This is a genomic window from Kribbella jejuensis, assembly GCF_006715085.1.
Lineage (GTDB): Bacteria > Actinomycetota > Actinomycetes > Propionibacteriales > Kribbellaceae > Kribbella > Kribbella jejuensis.
Map to the genome: position 1 here is coordinate 1,090,027 of NZ_VFMM01000001.1, position 12,899 is coordinate 1,102,925.

At 68.4% G+C, this 12,899-nt stretch carries 14 protein-coding genes; 2 read left to right on the plus strand and 12 right to left on the minus strand.

Going from position 1 to position 12,899, the window contains the following annotated elements; all coding sequences use genetic code 11:
• Nucleotides 1-80 precede the first annotated feature (80 nt).
• Together FB475_RS05195 and FB475_RS05200 are read right to left on the minus strand one after the other, a co-directional pair.
• Nucleotides 81-389 (minus strand): hypothetical protein, encoded by a 309-nt coding sequence (locus FB475_RS05195; RefSeq protein ID WP_238331968.1) that lies wholly within the window; start codon nucleotides 387-389, stop codon nucleotides 81-83.
• Between the two features lie 50 nt (nucleotides 390-439).
• On the minus strand, nucleotides 440-1,957 hold the full coding sequence (locus FB475_RS05200) for an MFS transporter (RefSeq protein ID WP_238331969.1): 1,518 nt from the start codon (nucleotides 1,955-1,957) through the stop codon (nucleotides 440-442).
• A gap of 55 nt (nucleotides 1,958-2,012) precedes the next feature.
• Here FB475_RS05200 and FB475_RS05205 point away from each other — a divergent pair, with 55 nt between their 5' ends.
• Nucleotides 2,013-2,717, plus strand: a complete 705-nt coding sequence (locus FB475_RS05205) for a TetR/AcrR family transcriptional regulator (RefSeq protein ID WP_141853037.1) — start codon at nucleotides 2,013-2,015, stop codon at nucleotides 2,715-2,717.
• Here FB475_RS05205 and FB475_RS05210 read toward each other — a convergent pair.
• The 9 genes from FB475_RS05210 to infC form a co-directional block, all read right to left on the minus strand.
• Nucleotides 2,707-3,414, minus strand: coding sequence for a hypothetical protein (locus tag FB475_RS05210; RefSeq protein WP_141853039.1), 708 nt, complete (start codon nucleotides 3,412-3,414; stop codon nucleotides 2,707-2,709). The two genes, FB475_RS05205 and FB475_RS05210, sit on opposite strands and share 11 nt — an antisense overlap.
• Before the next feature lie 242 nt (nucleotides 3,415-3,656).
• On the minus strand, nucleotides 3,657-4,406 hold the full coding sequence (locus FB475_RS05215) for a GAF and ANTAR domain-containing protein (RefSeq protein ID WP_141853041.1): 750 nt from the start codon (nucleotides 4,404-4,406) through the stop codon (nucleotides 3,657-3,659).
• 42 nt (nucleotides 4,407-4,448) lie between these two features.
• Entirely contained in the window at nucleotides 4,449-5,078 is a 630-nt protein-coding gene (locus FB475_RS05220) for a GAF and ANTAR domain-containing protein (RefSeq protein ID WP_202878259.1), read from the minus strand.
• A gap of 138 nt (nucleotides 5,079-5,216) precedes the next feature.
• Nucleotides 5,217-5,990, minus strand: coding sequence for a GAF and ANTAR domain-containing protein (locus FB475_RS05225; protein WP_185759080.1), 774 nt, complete (start codon nucleotides 5,988-5,990; stop codon nucleotides 5,217-5,219).
• Between the two features lie 225 nt (nucleotides 5,991-6,215).
• On the minus strand, nucleotides 6,216-7,262 hold the full coding sequence (locus FB475_RS05230) for a fatty acid desaturase family protein (RefSeq protein WP_141853047.1): 1,047 nt from the start codon (nucleotides 7,260-7,262) through the stop codon (nucleotides 6,216-6,218).
• 164 nt (nucleotides 7,263-7,426) lie between these two features.
• On the minus strand, nucleotides 7,427-8,230 hold the full coding sequence (locus FB475_RS05235) for a TrmH family RNA methyltransferase (RefSeq protein WP_141853048.1): 804 nt from the start codon (nucleotides 8,228-8,230) through the stop codon (nucleotides 7,427-7,429).
• 20 nt (nucleotides 8,231-8,250) lie between these two features.
• A complete protein-coding gene (rplT, locus tag FB475_RS05240; protein WP_131367113.1) occupies nucleotides 8,251-8,643 on the minus strand; it encodes a 50S ribosomal protein L20 in 393 nt (130 codons plus the stop codon).
• A gap of 79 nt (nucleotides 8,644-8,722) precedes the next feature.
• Nucleotides 8,723-8,917: a 50S ribosomal protein L35 gene (gene rpmI / locus FB475_RS05245; protein WP_141853049.1), complete on the minus strand. Its 195-nt coding sequence runs from the start codon at nucleotides 8,915-8,917 to the stop codon at nucleotides 8,723-8,725.
• An 84-nt stretch (nucleotides 8,918-9,001) separates the two neighbouring features.
• On the minus strand, nucleotides 9,002-9,679 hold the full coding sequence (gene infC, locus FB475_RS05250) for a translation initiation factor IF-3 (RefSeq protein ID WP_238331970.1): 678 nt from the start codon (nucleotides 9,677-9,679) through the stop codon (nucleotides 9,002-9,004).
• A gap of 294 nt (nucleotides 9,680-9,973) precedes the next feature.
• Between infC and FB475_RS05255 the strand changes: the two genes are divergently transcribed.
• Complete coding sequence (locus FB475_RS05255; RefSeq protein ID WP_141853053.1) at nucleotides 9,974-10,348, plus strand: DUF1844 domain-containing protein; 375 nt, start codon at nucleotides 9,974-9,976, stop codon at nucleotides 10,346-10,348.
• 15 nt (nucleotides 10,349-10,363) lie between these two features.
• Here FB475_RS05255 and FB475_RS05260 read toward each other — a convergent pair whose 3' ends face one another.
• Nucleotides 10,364-12,862 (minus strand): ABC transporter permease, encoded by a 2,499-nt coding sequence (locus FB475_RS05260; protein ID WP_141853055.1) that lies wholly within the window; start codon nucleotides 12,860-12,862, stop codon nucleotides 10,364-10,366.
• Between the last annotated feature and the right edge of the window lie 37 nt (nucleotides 12,863-12,899).

The window sequence follows — 12,899 nt, forward strand, 5'->3', positions numbered from 1 at the left end:
CGGGTTGGTACGTCTGCGGATTGCAGTCTAGAAACCCCAACCCCAAGACCGTGAATCGGCCGTCCACAACCCCGCGCGGATCACCCCAGTTTGTGCCGGGCGCGGATCGTTCCGATCAGGAGGCCGAGGGCCGCGAGGAAGGCTCCCATGCCGATCGGGAGGTAGAAGTACGGGTACTTCGTGGCCAAGCCCGGGTCGTTCCACGGCTCGTGGCCGGGCGGTGGCTCCACGAGGATGAGGCACACTGCCCCGGTCAGGTCGTATCCGGCCGCGAGAACCAGGGTGAGTATGGCGAGGCCGCGTGACCATGCGAGCACGCGGCGCTTGCCACGGGAGCGGCCGTTGAGCATGGTGCCCAGGCCGAACGGCAGGAGAATCAGCATCGACATCAGGACCAAGTTGGCGAGTTGCTGATGGTCAGGCACAACTCGGCATCCTGTCAGTGCACCGGGTCGTCCACGGTCGCGGTGTCCTGGACCTTGGCCTGACCCTTCGGGAGGACTGCGAGGGCGACGACGGCACCAGCGAGCGCGCCCGCGGCGCCGACCGTCATCGCGATCGACATGGCGTCGACGAAGGCGTGCTTTGCGGCGAGGAAGAAGTCCGGGCCCAGGGCGAGGGTGTCGGCGATCGACTTACGCGCCGCCTCGGGGACCGAGTCCGGAAGGGCCGACGAGTACGCCGCCGCCAACACACTGCCCAGTACGGCGACCGACAGCGCGGCGCCCGTCTGCTGGACGGTGTCGTTCATCGCGGAGCCGACGCCACGGTGGTCCGGCGGCACGGCCTGCATCAGCAAGGTGTACGCGGCCGGACCGGCCAGGCCGCCGCCGACGCCCATCACGAGCAGGCCGACGATCAGCAGTCCGTACCCGCTGGTGTCCGACACCTGCGTCAGGATCGCGAAGCTGCCCGCGATGATCAGCAGCCCGAGGGAAATCAGTGTCCGGTCGGCGATCTTCTTTCCGAGCGTCGCGCCCAGACCGTTGAACAGCGCTGCCGACAACGCGTACGGGATCAGCGCCAGCCCGGCCTTCAACGGCGTGTACCCGAGCGCGAACTGCAGGTACTGCGTCAGCGCCAGCAGCAGGCCACCCGCGGTGAACGACAGCAGCACGATCGAGAAACTCGTACCGCTGAACCGCCGGTCCTTGAACAACGCGAGCGGCACCATCGGATGCTCACTCCGCTTCTCCCACAGCGCGAACGCCGTCAGCGCGACCACGCCGACCGCCAGCCCGCCGAGCACCCGGGCCGATCCCCAGCCGTGCAGCGGGATCGAGACGATCGCCCACACGATCGACGCCATCCCGACCATCGTCAGCACCGCACCCACCGGGTCGACGTCGCGCGCCGGGCCCTTCGACTCCGGGATCAGCGCGAGCGTGCCGATGATCGCGAGCACCGCGATCGGCACGTTCAGCAGGAAGATCGAACCCCACCAGAAGTGGTTCAGCAGGACGCCGCCGACCGTCGGGCCGGCCACCACGCCGACCATCGCGACCATCGACCAGCCGGCCATCGCCTTGCGCTGCTCCTCCGGCGGGAACACCGTGAACAGCAGCGACAGCGTGCTCGGCATCAGCAGCGAGCCACCGACGCCCATCAGCCCGCGGCAGGCGATGAGTTGCCACGGGTTCTCGGCGAGGGTGGCGAGCAGCGAGGCGGCGCCGAAGATCACCAGGCCGAACAGCAGCATCTTCCGTCGCCCGTACCGGTCGGACAGGCTTCCGGCGGTCAGCAAGAGCCCGGCGAACGCCAGGATGTAGGCGTCGATCACCCACTGGATATCGGCAGGAGTCGCGTCCAGGTCGCGCATCAGCGACGGGATGGCCAGGTTCAGCACGGTGTTGTCGACGACCAGAACCAGCAGGCTCAGGCACAGGATCAGCAGGATCCACCAGCGCCGGGGGTGCCCGGTCGCGGTTTCCGAAGACTCGAACGGTGTACTAGTCACTCGCACACTGTACGACGAACTCGTACGCCGTGCGAGTCCTTTGTAGGATGGCGGCATGAAGGACACGATCTGGACCAGGGAACGCAAGGCGTCCCCCGCTCGCGAGACGCTCAGCCGGGACCAGATCGTGGCCACCGCGATGAAGCTCCTCGACACCGAGGGCCTGACCGGCCTGAGCATGCGCAAGCTGGCCGCGAAGCTCGACTCCGGCGCGACCAGCCTGTACTGGCACGTCCCGACCAAGGACGACCTGATCGACCTGCTGATCGACGAGGTCTGGGGCGAGATCGACGTACCCGAACCGGAGCTGGCCGGCTGGCGGAGCGGGGCACTGCTGTTCGGGCACAGCCTGCGGTCCGCCGTACTGCGCCATCCCTGGCTGCCCGAGGTGATGTACACCCGGCCGAGCATCGGGCCGAAGGCGATGGGACTCGGCGCCCGCGGCATGGTGCTGTTCGGCGCGGCCGGGTTCTCCGACCGCGAGGTCGACCTGGCGATGGGCAGCGTGATGTCGTACGTCCTGGGTACGGCCAGCGCCGAGGTCGCCACCCGCGAGATGCGCCGCAAGTCCGGACAGTCCGAGCACGAGTGGGTCGCCGACCTGCTCGAGCAGGCCCAGTCCGCGGCCGGCGACTACCCCGAGATGCAGGCGTCCGTACGCCGCCGGACCGCGACCGACCTCGACACCGCCCTCACCGAGTCCTTCGTCTACGGCCTCGACGCGTTGCTCGACGGCCTCCAGACACGCGTCAAGAAGTAAGGCCGAACCAGGGCTCCTTCGCGAGCTCCTCGCGCAGCACCTCCCGGTCCCGTTCGTCAGAGATCGTGTCCATCAGCTCCTGGACCCGCTGAAGCTCGTGGCGGGCCCAATTGGTGTCCCCGGCCGCCGCCAGCGCACGGGCGAGCGCCTCCCGGGCGAACGGTTCGTCCCAGTCCCCCATCCGCTCCGGGTGCGCCAGGACGAGTTCGAGGCAGCGACGTGCATGGTGCAGGCCGAGCTCGACGCGGCCGATCCGGAGTGCGACCCGGGCGATCAGGTGCTCGCCGCGGGCGTGGTTCGCCTCGTTCCCGGCCTCCAGCCAGTGCAGGCAGGCGGCGTACGCGCCGTACAGCATCCGCTCCTGGTCCACGAGCGGGCTGGTCTCGTCGATCTGCTCGAGCAGATCCCAGGTCTCGTTGTTGAGCTCGACCCCGAAGTACCGGTGCAGCTCTCGCCCTTCGACGAACTCGGTCGCGACCTTCTGCATGAGCTCCGGCCAGCTGGCCAGCCCGTACTCGCGGGCGATCGTCAACTGCGCGTCCCGCAACGTGAAGCCGGCCGGATCGAAAGCAGGGTGGTAGGCGCGCGCCAGCCCGATCGCATCGGGGCGCCCCTTGACGACGGCCTTACGCAACTCCTTCGCCCGGGCGCGCAACTGGCTGAGACTCGCCTTCGCAGGCAGCGGTGTAGCAGACATTCGACAGTCCTCCCAGACAGCCCGCTCCGCTGACCAGGCCGTCCCGAAGGGTCGATCGGCCGTCATGCAAGGTCCAACAGTCCAGGTGCACTCAGTGCTTGCCGCGAAGAGGAGGCGCCCTGACACGCGCTCCCCCAACGCTGACACGCGCGCCGATGCAGCGTCAACTTGGGAGCGCACGAGGTCAGCCACGGACGCGCGCGGCTTCGGCCGCACGCACAGCCGGGTCGCCGTCGCCACCGTCAGGAACGTGGTGATCGCTTACTGTGCCCTTCGGGCTGCGCCGGCGCCGCGTCCAGTGAGCCGTCGATCACGGCGGCGGCGACCACACTGAGCTTGCGTCCGTTGCGACGCGCGTAAGAGCGCAGCGTGGTGAAAGCCGCGTCGACGCCGATGCCGGCACGCTCGGCCAGCACTCCTTTGGCCTGTTCGATCACGATGCGGCTGTTCAGCGCCGCCTGCAGTTGTTCGGCGACGATCTCGCCGTGTCGCACGGTCCGTTCCTGCAACAGGCCGATGGTGGCGACGTCGGAGAGTGCTTGACCGACCACGATGTCGTCGTCGCTCAGGTTGGACTCGGTCCGGCAGAACAGATTTATCGCTCCGATGACCTGTCGGCGCAGCCGCAGCGGCAAGGCATGCACGGAGTGGAAGCCGGCCGCGGCCGTCGCCGCGTGGAAGCGCGGCCAGCGGGCCTTGACCTCGGCCAGGTCGAGGTTCACGACCGGTTGCCCGGTGGTGAAGCACTCCAGACAGGGTCCTCCGGACTCCTGCAGCTCGAACAGCTCCAGCAAGCGGGCCTGGTCGCTGGTGGAGGCCAGCACATGCAGTTGCCCTTGCGGGTCGGCCAGGAGGAGACCGGCCGCGTCGGCCTGGAGCAGTTCGACGCTGCGCTCGGTCAGGGTGTGCAGGAAGTCGATCACGTCGAAATCGGCGACGAGGGTATCGGCAAGCTCGACGAACACGCCTGCCAGTTGCTGCTGCCTGCTCATGGCATTCTCTTTCCTGACGTGATCGCTATATCCGGGTCGTAGCTATTCATGATGATCGTCCTCGGGCCCGAAACGTAATTTCCGGGTGACCACGTCCTTGGCCACATCGATCAGTGGACGTTGGCTGCTGTACGCGTGGGCCTGCAGGCGCAACAGAGCCTCGGCAAGGCTGATCCCGGCCTGCGCCGTGATCATGCCGGTCGCCTGATGAATCTCACGGCGGCTGTCGACGGCCTCGGCCAGCTCAGGATGCAGCGGCCGGCCCGGCGCGGCGTCGTCCTGCAGATGCAACAGGATCGTCGTGGCTGCCTCGGCGAATGCCAGCGCCCCGGCCAGCTGAGGACTGTCCAGCGGACCGGTCGTGTCACGGTACAGGTCGAGGGTTCCGAGCCGGATCGCACCGACCTGCAGCGGGAACGCGAACACGGCAGCGATACCTGTCTCGAGGGCGGCGGCGGTGAAGCCCGGCCACCGCGAGGCTCCCGTGGCGGCCAGGTCCGGCTGCAGCACCGGCCGCCCATCTGACGACGCGTCCACGCACGGGCCCTCGCCGAGGGTCGCCTGGAGGTCTTCCATCACCGCGGCCGGCCCGTCCGTGGCAGTGATCGTGCCGCCGTGGCCGGCAGCCGTCAGCAACGCCAGCCCCACTCCGGTGACCGGTATCGCCACCACACAGGCACGGCAAAGGCGCTCCGGGAGCCCCGCTGTCCCACCGGCTGTGATATCGGCCAGGATCCGCCGAACCCGCAAGGATGACACCTGACCAGACCGCCCTCCCACACCATGTCGTCGACCGAAGCCCGCCCCCGATCATCCGGCACGCACAGAGACCGCGGCGATTCTGGTGGGAGGCCGACGGGTGCTGACCAACTCGTCCACCACGACGCGGAGCTTGTTGTTGTCCTGCGAACAGCGGCGCAACACTGCGAACGCCTGGTCGGCGTCGATTGCGTAGCGTTCCATCAGCCGCCCCTGAGCCTGACCGATGGTCGAGCTGGCCTCTGCCACCTGCGCCAGCATCGATGTCCGCTGCACGGTGTCGACCGCGACTGAGGCGTGCCGGGCCAGCACGCTCGCGATGACCTCGTCTGCGGCAGTGAACTGGCCCGGGTGGGCCTGGTAGAGATTGAGCGCGCCGAGAGGCGACCGGGTGGTGAACAGCCGGACTGTGAGCACGTTGCGCAGCCCCAGCTCGGCCACCGCTGGACTCCACCGCGGCCACCGCGGATCACTGACTGTGTCGCCGACCAGGACGTCGTAGTGCTCGCTGCCCACCGGGACACAGGGTCCCTCACCGTACTCCAGTTGGAGCTGATCAGCGTGCTCCACCCGCAGGTCCGTGACACCGGCCGTCTGCAAATGGTTCCCGCGCTGCATCAGGATCAGCCCGGCGCAATCGCATCCGGGGAGGCGCAGCGCGCAGTCCAGCACCAGGTCCACCGTCTCGGCCATGGTTGCCGCGCTGTACAACTCGACCGCCAACTCCCCGAACGCGGCGGCCACCAAGCCTGTCGGCCGTGAACCTGCACTGCGGTGGTGACTGCTCTTGGACAGCTGATGGTCCACAGGTTGTGTGAGAAACATGGGCCGACTCCCTGCAACGAACACCCCGATGGAGGGCAGCCGGGTCCAGGGCAGCCGAATACCGCTTCGAATTTCAGCGATGTGATGCCTCGAACATACCGCCATTTCGCGCCCACAGCACTACTGAAGTCCTTGCTTGCGGACGTCGAAGGTCCAGTCGTGCCGCGATCCCGGGCCGAACTCCGACGAATCGGACCACCGCGGTGTCCGCGGGCCGGAATTTCGTCATCCGGCGGCGATCGTCCGGGCCCGGCGCAACTCGGCCCCGACATCACGGAGGTGGCGGAGCACCGCGCCGTACGACGCGGACGCCGAGGCCTCCACGTAGGGCACCTGGTGCGACTCACAGAAGCGCCGAACCACCGGCTGCGCCACCCGGAGATTGGGCCGCGGCATGCTCGGGAACAGATGGTGCTCGATCTGGTAGTTGAGGCCACCCAGCACGAAGTCGAGGACCGGCCCGCCACGCACGTTGCGAGACGTGATCACCTGCCGCAACAACGGGTCAGCGGCCTGCTCGGCGGACAGAACCGGCATCCCCTTGTGATTGGGGGCGAACGAGCAACCGAGATATACCCCGAGCAACCCCTGGTGGATCACGAGAAAGACGCCCGCCTGCAGCCAGGTCATGGTGCTCAACAGCAGGACGACATAACCGCAGAAATGGACCCCGAGCAGAGTTAACTCTGTGGTTCTCGACCGGATGCCCGGCTTCAGCAGGGCACGGACGCTGGAGACGTGCAGGTTGAGTGCCTCGAGCAACAACAGGGGAAAGAACAACGAGGCTTGGTGACGCGTCAGCCATCCGGCTGCCCCCTTCCTCGCGGACGCCTGCGCCGCGTCGAACACCAGGATGCCGGGGAGGACGTCGGGATCTTCCTCGAGGTCGTTCGGGTGGGCGTGGTGAGCGTTGTGCTTGTCGATCCACCACCCGTAGCTCAGTCCGTTCAGCACGTTGGCGTTCAGCAATCCGAGCAGCATGGTCGGCACCCGCTTGCGGGCGACCTGGTGGTGACCCACGTCGTGACCCAAGAAGCCGATCTGCGCGGACACGATTGCCAACGCGACCGCGAGCAGCATCAGCCACCAGGAGTTCCGCAGCAGCACCATCGCGGTGACAACGCCACCGAGCCCGATCAGGTTGGCGATCAGCAGGACGGCGTAGAACCCCGGGCGTCGACGCTGCAAGCCGAGGCTACGGATCTCCCGGGCCAGTTCGGCGTAACCGCTGGCGGGCGGGGTGGCATTGGTACTTCGCGTGCTGATGGACATCCCTGGACTCCAATGTGTCGCGTCCTCGCCACCGGGTCCAGGGCAGCCGCTCTCAGCTCAGCATACGCCGAGTAGCGCAAAGTGCAGGCTGTCCATTCTTGTCGATCCGCGGTCATGGCAGGTCCCTCGCCACAACCGGCCCGGCAGATCGAACGGCAGGCCGGTCATCGGCGGTGTTCCCGGGCGGACGCGTACAGGCAGATGGCGGCGGCGGTGGCCAGGTTGAGGGACTCGGCGCGGCCGTAGATCGGGACTTTCACTGAGTGGTCTACGAGGGCGTTGATGCCGTCGGGGAGGCCGTGGGCCTCGTTGCCGAAGAGCCAGACGGTCGGCTTCGCGAGCGTGCCGTCGTCGATGCAGGTGTCCAGGTCGGTGGCGCCGTACCCGTCCGCGGCGAGCACCTGCAGGCCTTGCTCACGCCACGACGCCACGGCGGCGACGATGTCGACGTCGGTGCTGACCGGGACGTGGAAGATGCTGCCGACGCTGGCCCGCACCGCCTTCGGGTTGTGCGGGTCGACGGACTCGGCCGACAGTACGACGGCATCCGCGCCGGCAGCGTCCGCCGTACGGATCAAGGTGCCGACGTTGCCCGGATCGCGGACCTGGACCCCGGCCGCGACGAGCTTGATCGCATCGGTCCGCAGCGGAACCGTCACCAGCGTGCAGACGGCGACCACGCCCTGCGAGGTGACGGTCTCGCTCAGCGTCTCGATCGCGGCCCGGTCCACCTCGAACCATGGCACACCGGCCGCGGCGGCCAGGTCGTACAGGTCACGGTGCCGAGCGGCGACGGCGGGTTCGGCGTACACCTCGACGACCAGTTCGCGGTGCTCGAGCGCCTCCCGGACGGCCTGCGGACCCTCGACCAGGAATCGGCCGGCCTTGCGCCGGAACGCGCGAGTGGCGAGCCTCCGGGCCTGTTTGATCCGCGCGGACTGCGCGGTCAACAGACCAGGGCTCGCCACTTGTGGAGTGCGGGTGGAACTCAGGCTGCGGCGTCGGACTTCGGCGCGTTCACGTCCGCCGGCAGGGCGGCCTTGGCCACCTGCACGAGCGCGGAGAACGCCGCCGGGTCGTTGACGGCGAGGTCGGCGAGGATCTTGCGGTCCACCTCGACCTCGGCCAGGCGCAGGCCCTGGATGAAGCGGTTGTAGGTCAGGTCCTCGGCGCGGACCGCGGCGTTGATGCGCTGGATCCACAGCTTGCGGAAGTCGCCCTTGCGCGCCTTGCGGTCACGGTAGGCGTACACGAGCGAGTGGGTGACCTGCTCCTTGGCCTTGCGGTACAGCCGCGAGCGCTGGCCGCGGTAACCGCTGGCCTGCTCGAGTACGACCCGGCGCTTCTTGTGGGCGTTGACTGCCCGCTTCACGCGTGCCATGAGGTGTTACTCCTTGTATTTCTGCGCCGGAGCCGGACGGATGCCCACTCGGCGGGGGATGTGCTGGGGGTGGGGGTGCTCAGATGCCGAGCAGCTTCTTGGCCTTCTTCACGTACGCCGGGGCGACCTCGACGGTGCCGGACAGGCGGCGCTTGCGCTTCGACGACTTCGCCTCGGCGAGGTGCCGGATACCGGTCTGCTCACGACGGATCTTGCCCGACCCGGTGACCCGGACCCGCTTCTTCATCCCCGAGTGGGTCTTCATCTTCGGCATGGCTGTTCTGCTCCTGAACTTTCTTCGTTGACTCGATCTTCGGTGTGACGGCTCCGGCTGCCTCGGGCGGCCGGAGCGCAACAGTCACTCCGGGTCGAGGTTGTCGGCCGGACCCTTCGGCTTCTTGGTGACACCGGCGGCGCGCTCGGCCTCGTGAGCCTGGGCCTGCTCGGCGCGTTCCTTGCGCTCCGCTTCCTCCTCGGCCTCCCGCTCGGCCTTCCGCTGCGCCTTCTCGGCTTCCACGTCCACGCGCGCTTCGGACTTCTTCTTGTGCGGTCCGAGCACCATGATCATGTTCCGGCCGTCCTGGCGTGGCGAGGACTCGACGAAGCCGAGCTCGTTCACGTCCTCGGCCAGCCGCTGCAGCAACCGGAACCCGAGCTCGGGCCGGGACTGCTCACGTCCGCGGAACATGATGGTGATCTTGACCTTGTCCCCGGCCTTCAGGAACCGCACCACGTGACCCTTCTTGGTCTCGTAGTCGTGCGGGTCGATCTTCGGCCGCAGCTTCATCTCTTTGATGATGGTGTTGGTCTGGTTCCGGCGGGACTCGCGCGCCTTCTGCGCGGTCTCGTACTTGTACTTGCCGAAATCCATCAACTTGCAGACCGGAGGCCGTGCGGTCGCCGCGACCTCGACCAGGTCGAGGTCGGCCTCCTGGGCCAGCCGCAGTGCGTCCTCGATCCGGACGATGCCTACCTGCTCACCGTTCGGTCCGACCAGCCGCACCTCGGGAACGCGGATGCGCTCGTTGACGCGCAAATCAGTGGTGATGGGTCCTCCTGGGTTGAACTCGTACTGGATGCCACCTCGTGATCGGAGCGCCTCCTGAAAAACACGAAGGCCCTCGTGCGATCACACGAAGGCCCAATTCCCAGTTGTACGACGTCCCAACCCTGAGCGGGAGGTACGCCGTACGTTGACCGGGACCCGCCGACTGTCCATCGACTGGGTGGGAGGTGGCCCTCCGCTTAGACTTGAACCGTTGGCTCGCCCGTCGTATTCCACTCAGGGGTCACCAGCGGACCAGGTCGGTCGCCGTGCAAGAGTAGCAGCATGAGCGACGCAGATGCCACTTCGCAGCCCGACCCCCTGGCGACCGCCTCCCGCGACATCGCCGAGGTCCCTGCCGTGGAGATCATCTCCACCGCCGCACTCCACCTGATGAGTGCGGCCGCGGTCAACCTCGGCCTGGCCGCCGACCTGCCCGAGCACAAGGACCTCGACGAGGCCCGCTCGCTGATCGACTCGCTGGCCGGCCTGCTCGACGCTGCCGCCCCCTCGCTCGGCCACCACCACGCCGCACCGCTGCGGGACGGCCTCCGCTCGCTGCAGCTCGCGTTCCGCGAGGCCAGCTCGATCCAGGACGAGCCCGGCCAAGGCCCCGGCGAGAAGTACACCGGAGCGGTCTACCCCGCCGCCACCAAGTAACTCCTCCGAGCCCGTTCAGTCGGCACGGCATACCAGCTCCAGCCGGGAGCGAGTCAGCAGGTAAGGAACCGCGCCGGCGAAGAGCGGCACCAGTAGAGCCACCCCTGCGATCACGGCCCATGGCACGACAACCGTTGGGGAACCGACCACGGTGTGGGCGGTGAACCCGTACAGGGTGCCGACAGCGACCCCGAGCACGCACCCCAGCTGCCCGAGGAACCAGCCCTGCGCCGCCGCCAGCCCGCGGCGCAGCCGGGGCGGTGCGCCAACGGCTGCCAGCGTCGCGAAGTCTGTACGTCCCTCGGACATCGAGAGCGCGACAGACATGGCAACGCCCAGCAGCGTCGCTGTCAGCCCCGCGAGCAACAGTCCGATCGAGGCTTTGCGTACGGGACTCTGGTAGCCGTGCTCGACCTTCAACACGTCCTCGTGACCGAGCAGCTTCGCCACTGCGGCCAGCTGAGCATCGCTCGGTTGCTCCCGCAGGCTGAAGTGGACGGAATCCACGTCGGCCCTTCCGAGACGCCGTGCTGCCTCCGTGCTGACCAAGGCCGACCTGGGAAGCACGCCTGCACGCGGTGGTGAGGTCACGACCGCGGCTGGATACGCGAAGGCACTCCGCCCTTCTATGTCGTCCCCGCGGGCCAGCTTCACCGTGCCGTCGTGCGCCATCGTCGCCAGCGGTACGACGACCTTGCCCTGGCGTAGCGCGGCCGCAGCACGACGCCCCCAGTCGAGGAACCGAGCCACGTACGCCGGGTCGACGGCCGTGAGCGAGTAGCCGCTCCCGAGAACGCTGCCGTTCGCGACGTAACCGTCGGTCGCCTTGGTGCCGTTCAGTACGACGGTGCCGATCTCGTACCGGTGCTCGACCGGCAGCAGGCTCTGTACGCGGTCCACGAGCTGGGGTGAATACGGGACGGAGCCGTCGAACTGCAGCACCGCGTCGCCGATCCGCCCGGCCGGCTCGTAGTTCTGCGCCTTGGCGGCCGACTGGTTCACCAGTGCGAACGCGAGTGCCGTCGTTCCGGCGACCGCGATCATGATCGCGGTCGTGACCGGGCCCGTGCGGTGGCGGTGGCGCGACGCGTCCCGCAGCGCGAGCCGCATGCTCAGCGGGACGCGCCGCACACTGCCCGCGAGCTTGCCGACCAGTGCGGGGAGCATCCAGACGAGGCCGGCGACAATCAGAGTGATACCGACGACAACCACGGCGACCGGGAACGTCGGTGACGCCGACGCGACGCGGGAGATCTGCGCCGGGTCTGCCGCGGCCCGCTCCGCCCGCGCGGTGTCGAGCGCTGCGGCCAGTTGGACGTTGCCGATCACCGACAGAACCAGGCCGACAGCAACTAGCACCACTGCGACCAGTCGCAGTCTGGTCGCCCCGGCGACCCCCGCAAACCGGGCCGCCAGTGCTGCGAGTGGCGGGCGGCGGGCCGCACCGATCGCCGGCACCAGGGCTGATGCGAGACCTGCAGCCAGTCCGATGGCAACCACTCCGAGCAACTGCAGCCAGGGGATCTGCCACTGGACGATCAGCCGCGACGCCGCGTTCTCCCACCAGGACCTCCCAAGCAGCGCGGTCACCACGCCGAGTACCAGTCCCCCGGCGGCGCCGAGCACGCCGGCGTACAAGCCCTGCGCCAGCACGACCCGCCGTACGTCGGCCGTCGTACCGCCGACAGCTGTGACGAGCCCGAGCTCTCGTGTCTGCCGGCGGGCGACGACCGCGAACGCAGTGCCGGCGAGCAGGACGAGCTCCAGTACGGCGAAGCCGATGATCAGCACCCGCGCCGCCATGCCGCCCAACGGATCGCGTGGCGTCGGAGGCGGGTCGATGACGGCCGCCCGGGAAACCAACGTCAGGTGCTGCTGGGCGAGCTTGTCCGCGAGCGCGTCGACATCGGTTCCCGACGGCAGATCGACGAGGTATTGCGCCTCGGAATCATCCGCGACCGGTGGAGCGAATACCTGCCGGTCGTTCGGCAGGTCGAGCGTCCGCGCGATGCCGACGATCCGGTACTGGCGTCCGTCCGCGCCCGTCAGCACTCCGCCGGAACGCACCTGCAGGTGCTCCGCCAGCGCGGGCGACAACGCGACCTCGTCACGCCTGGCCGGCATCCGCCCCTGGTCGAGTCGATACGTACCTGCCGCCAGTGGCGTGAAGTTGCCCGTCACCAGCCCCACAGTCAGGTCGGCGGCACTCCCCCGGAGCTCCATGTCCCCGTTGAGCGTGGTCGCCCGCGCGACGACCGATCCGCGCGGCAGCGCCCGCCGTACGTCGGTCCGCCCCGAGGGCGCTGTGAGCTTCGCGTCCGCCGACCCGAGCACGGTCCGTGCGAGCACCTCACCGGTCGGATTCGTTCCGCGGTGCACCACGCTGAACCAGCTCCCGGCCAGTACGGGCAACCCGACGAGCGCAGCGATCAGCAGCGTCCGCCCCAGCGTGCGCCGCGCGGACCGTCGGGCCAGCCGCAGCGCGAGCACCCAGTCAGTGAGAACCTTCGACATGGATACTGAGTATGCATACCCGGTATCTACTGCGCAA

Excerpts from the sequence above, each read along its gene's own strand:
- FB475_RS05195 (WP_238331968.1), bottom strand. The coding sequence starts at position 389 with ATGTCGATGCTGATTCTCCTGCCGTTCGGCCTGGGCACCATGCTCAAC.
- FB475_RS05260 (WP_141853055.1), bottom strand. The coding sequence starts at position 12,862 with ATGTCGAAGGTTCTCACTGACTGGGTGCTCGCGCTGCGGCTGGCCCGA.
- FB475_RS05225 (WP_185759080.1), bottom strand. The coding sequence starts at position 5,990 with ATGTTTCTCACACAACCTGTGGACCATCAGCTGTCCAAGAGCAGTCAC.
- FB475_RS05205 (WP_141853037.1), top strand. The coding sequence starts at position 2,013 with ATGAAGGACACGATCTGGACCAGGGAACGCAAGGCGTCCCCCGCTCGC.
- rplT (WP_131367113.1), bottom strand. The coding sequence starts at position 8,643 with ATGGCACGCGTGAAGCGGGCAGTCAACGCCCACAAGAAGCGCCGGGTC.
- FB475_RS05230 (WP_141853047.1), bottom strand. The coding sequence starts at position 7,262 with ATGTCCATCAGCACGCGAAGTACCAATGCCACCCCGCCCGCCAGCGGT.
- FB475_RS05255 (WP_141853053.1), top strand. The coding sequence starts at position 9,974 with ATGAGCGACGCAGATGCCACTTCGCAGCCCGACCCCCTGGCGACCGCC.
- FB475_RS05210 (WP_141853039.1), bottom strand. The coding sequence starts at position 3,414 with ATGTCTGCTACACCGCTGCCTGCGAAGGCGAGTCTCAGCCAGTTGCGC.
- FB475_RS05215 (WP_141853041.1), bottom strand. The coding sequence starts at position 4,406 with ATGAGCAGGCAGCAGCAACTGGCAGGCGTGTTCGTCGAGCTTGCCGAT.
- rpmI (WP_141853049.1), bottom strand. The coding sequence starts at position 8,917 with ATGCCGAAGATGAAGACCCACTCGGGGATGAAGAAGCGGGTCCGGGTC.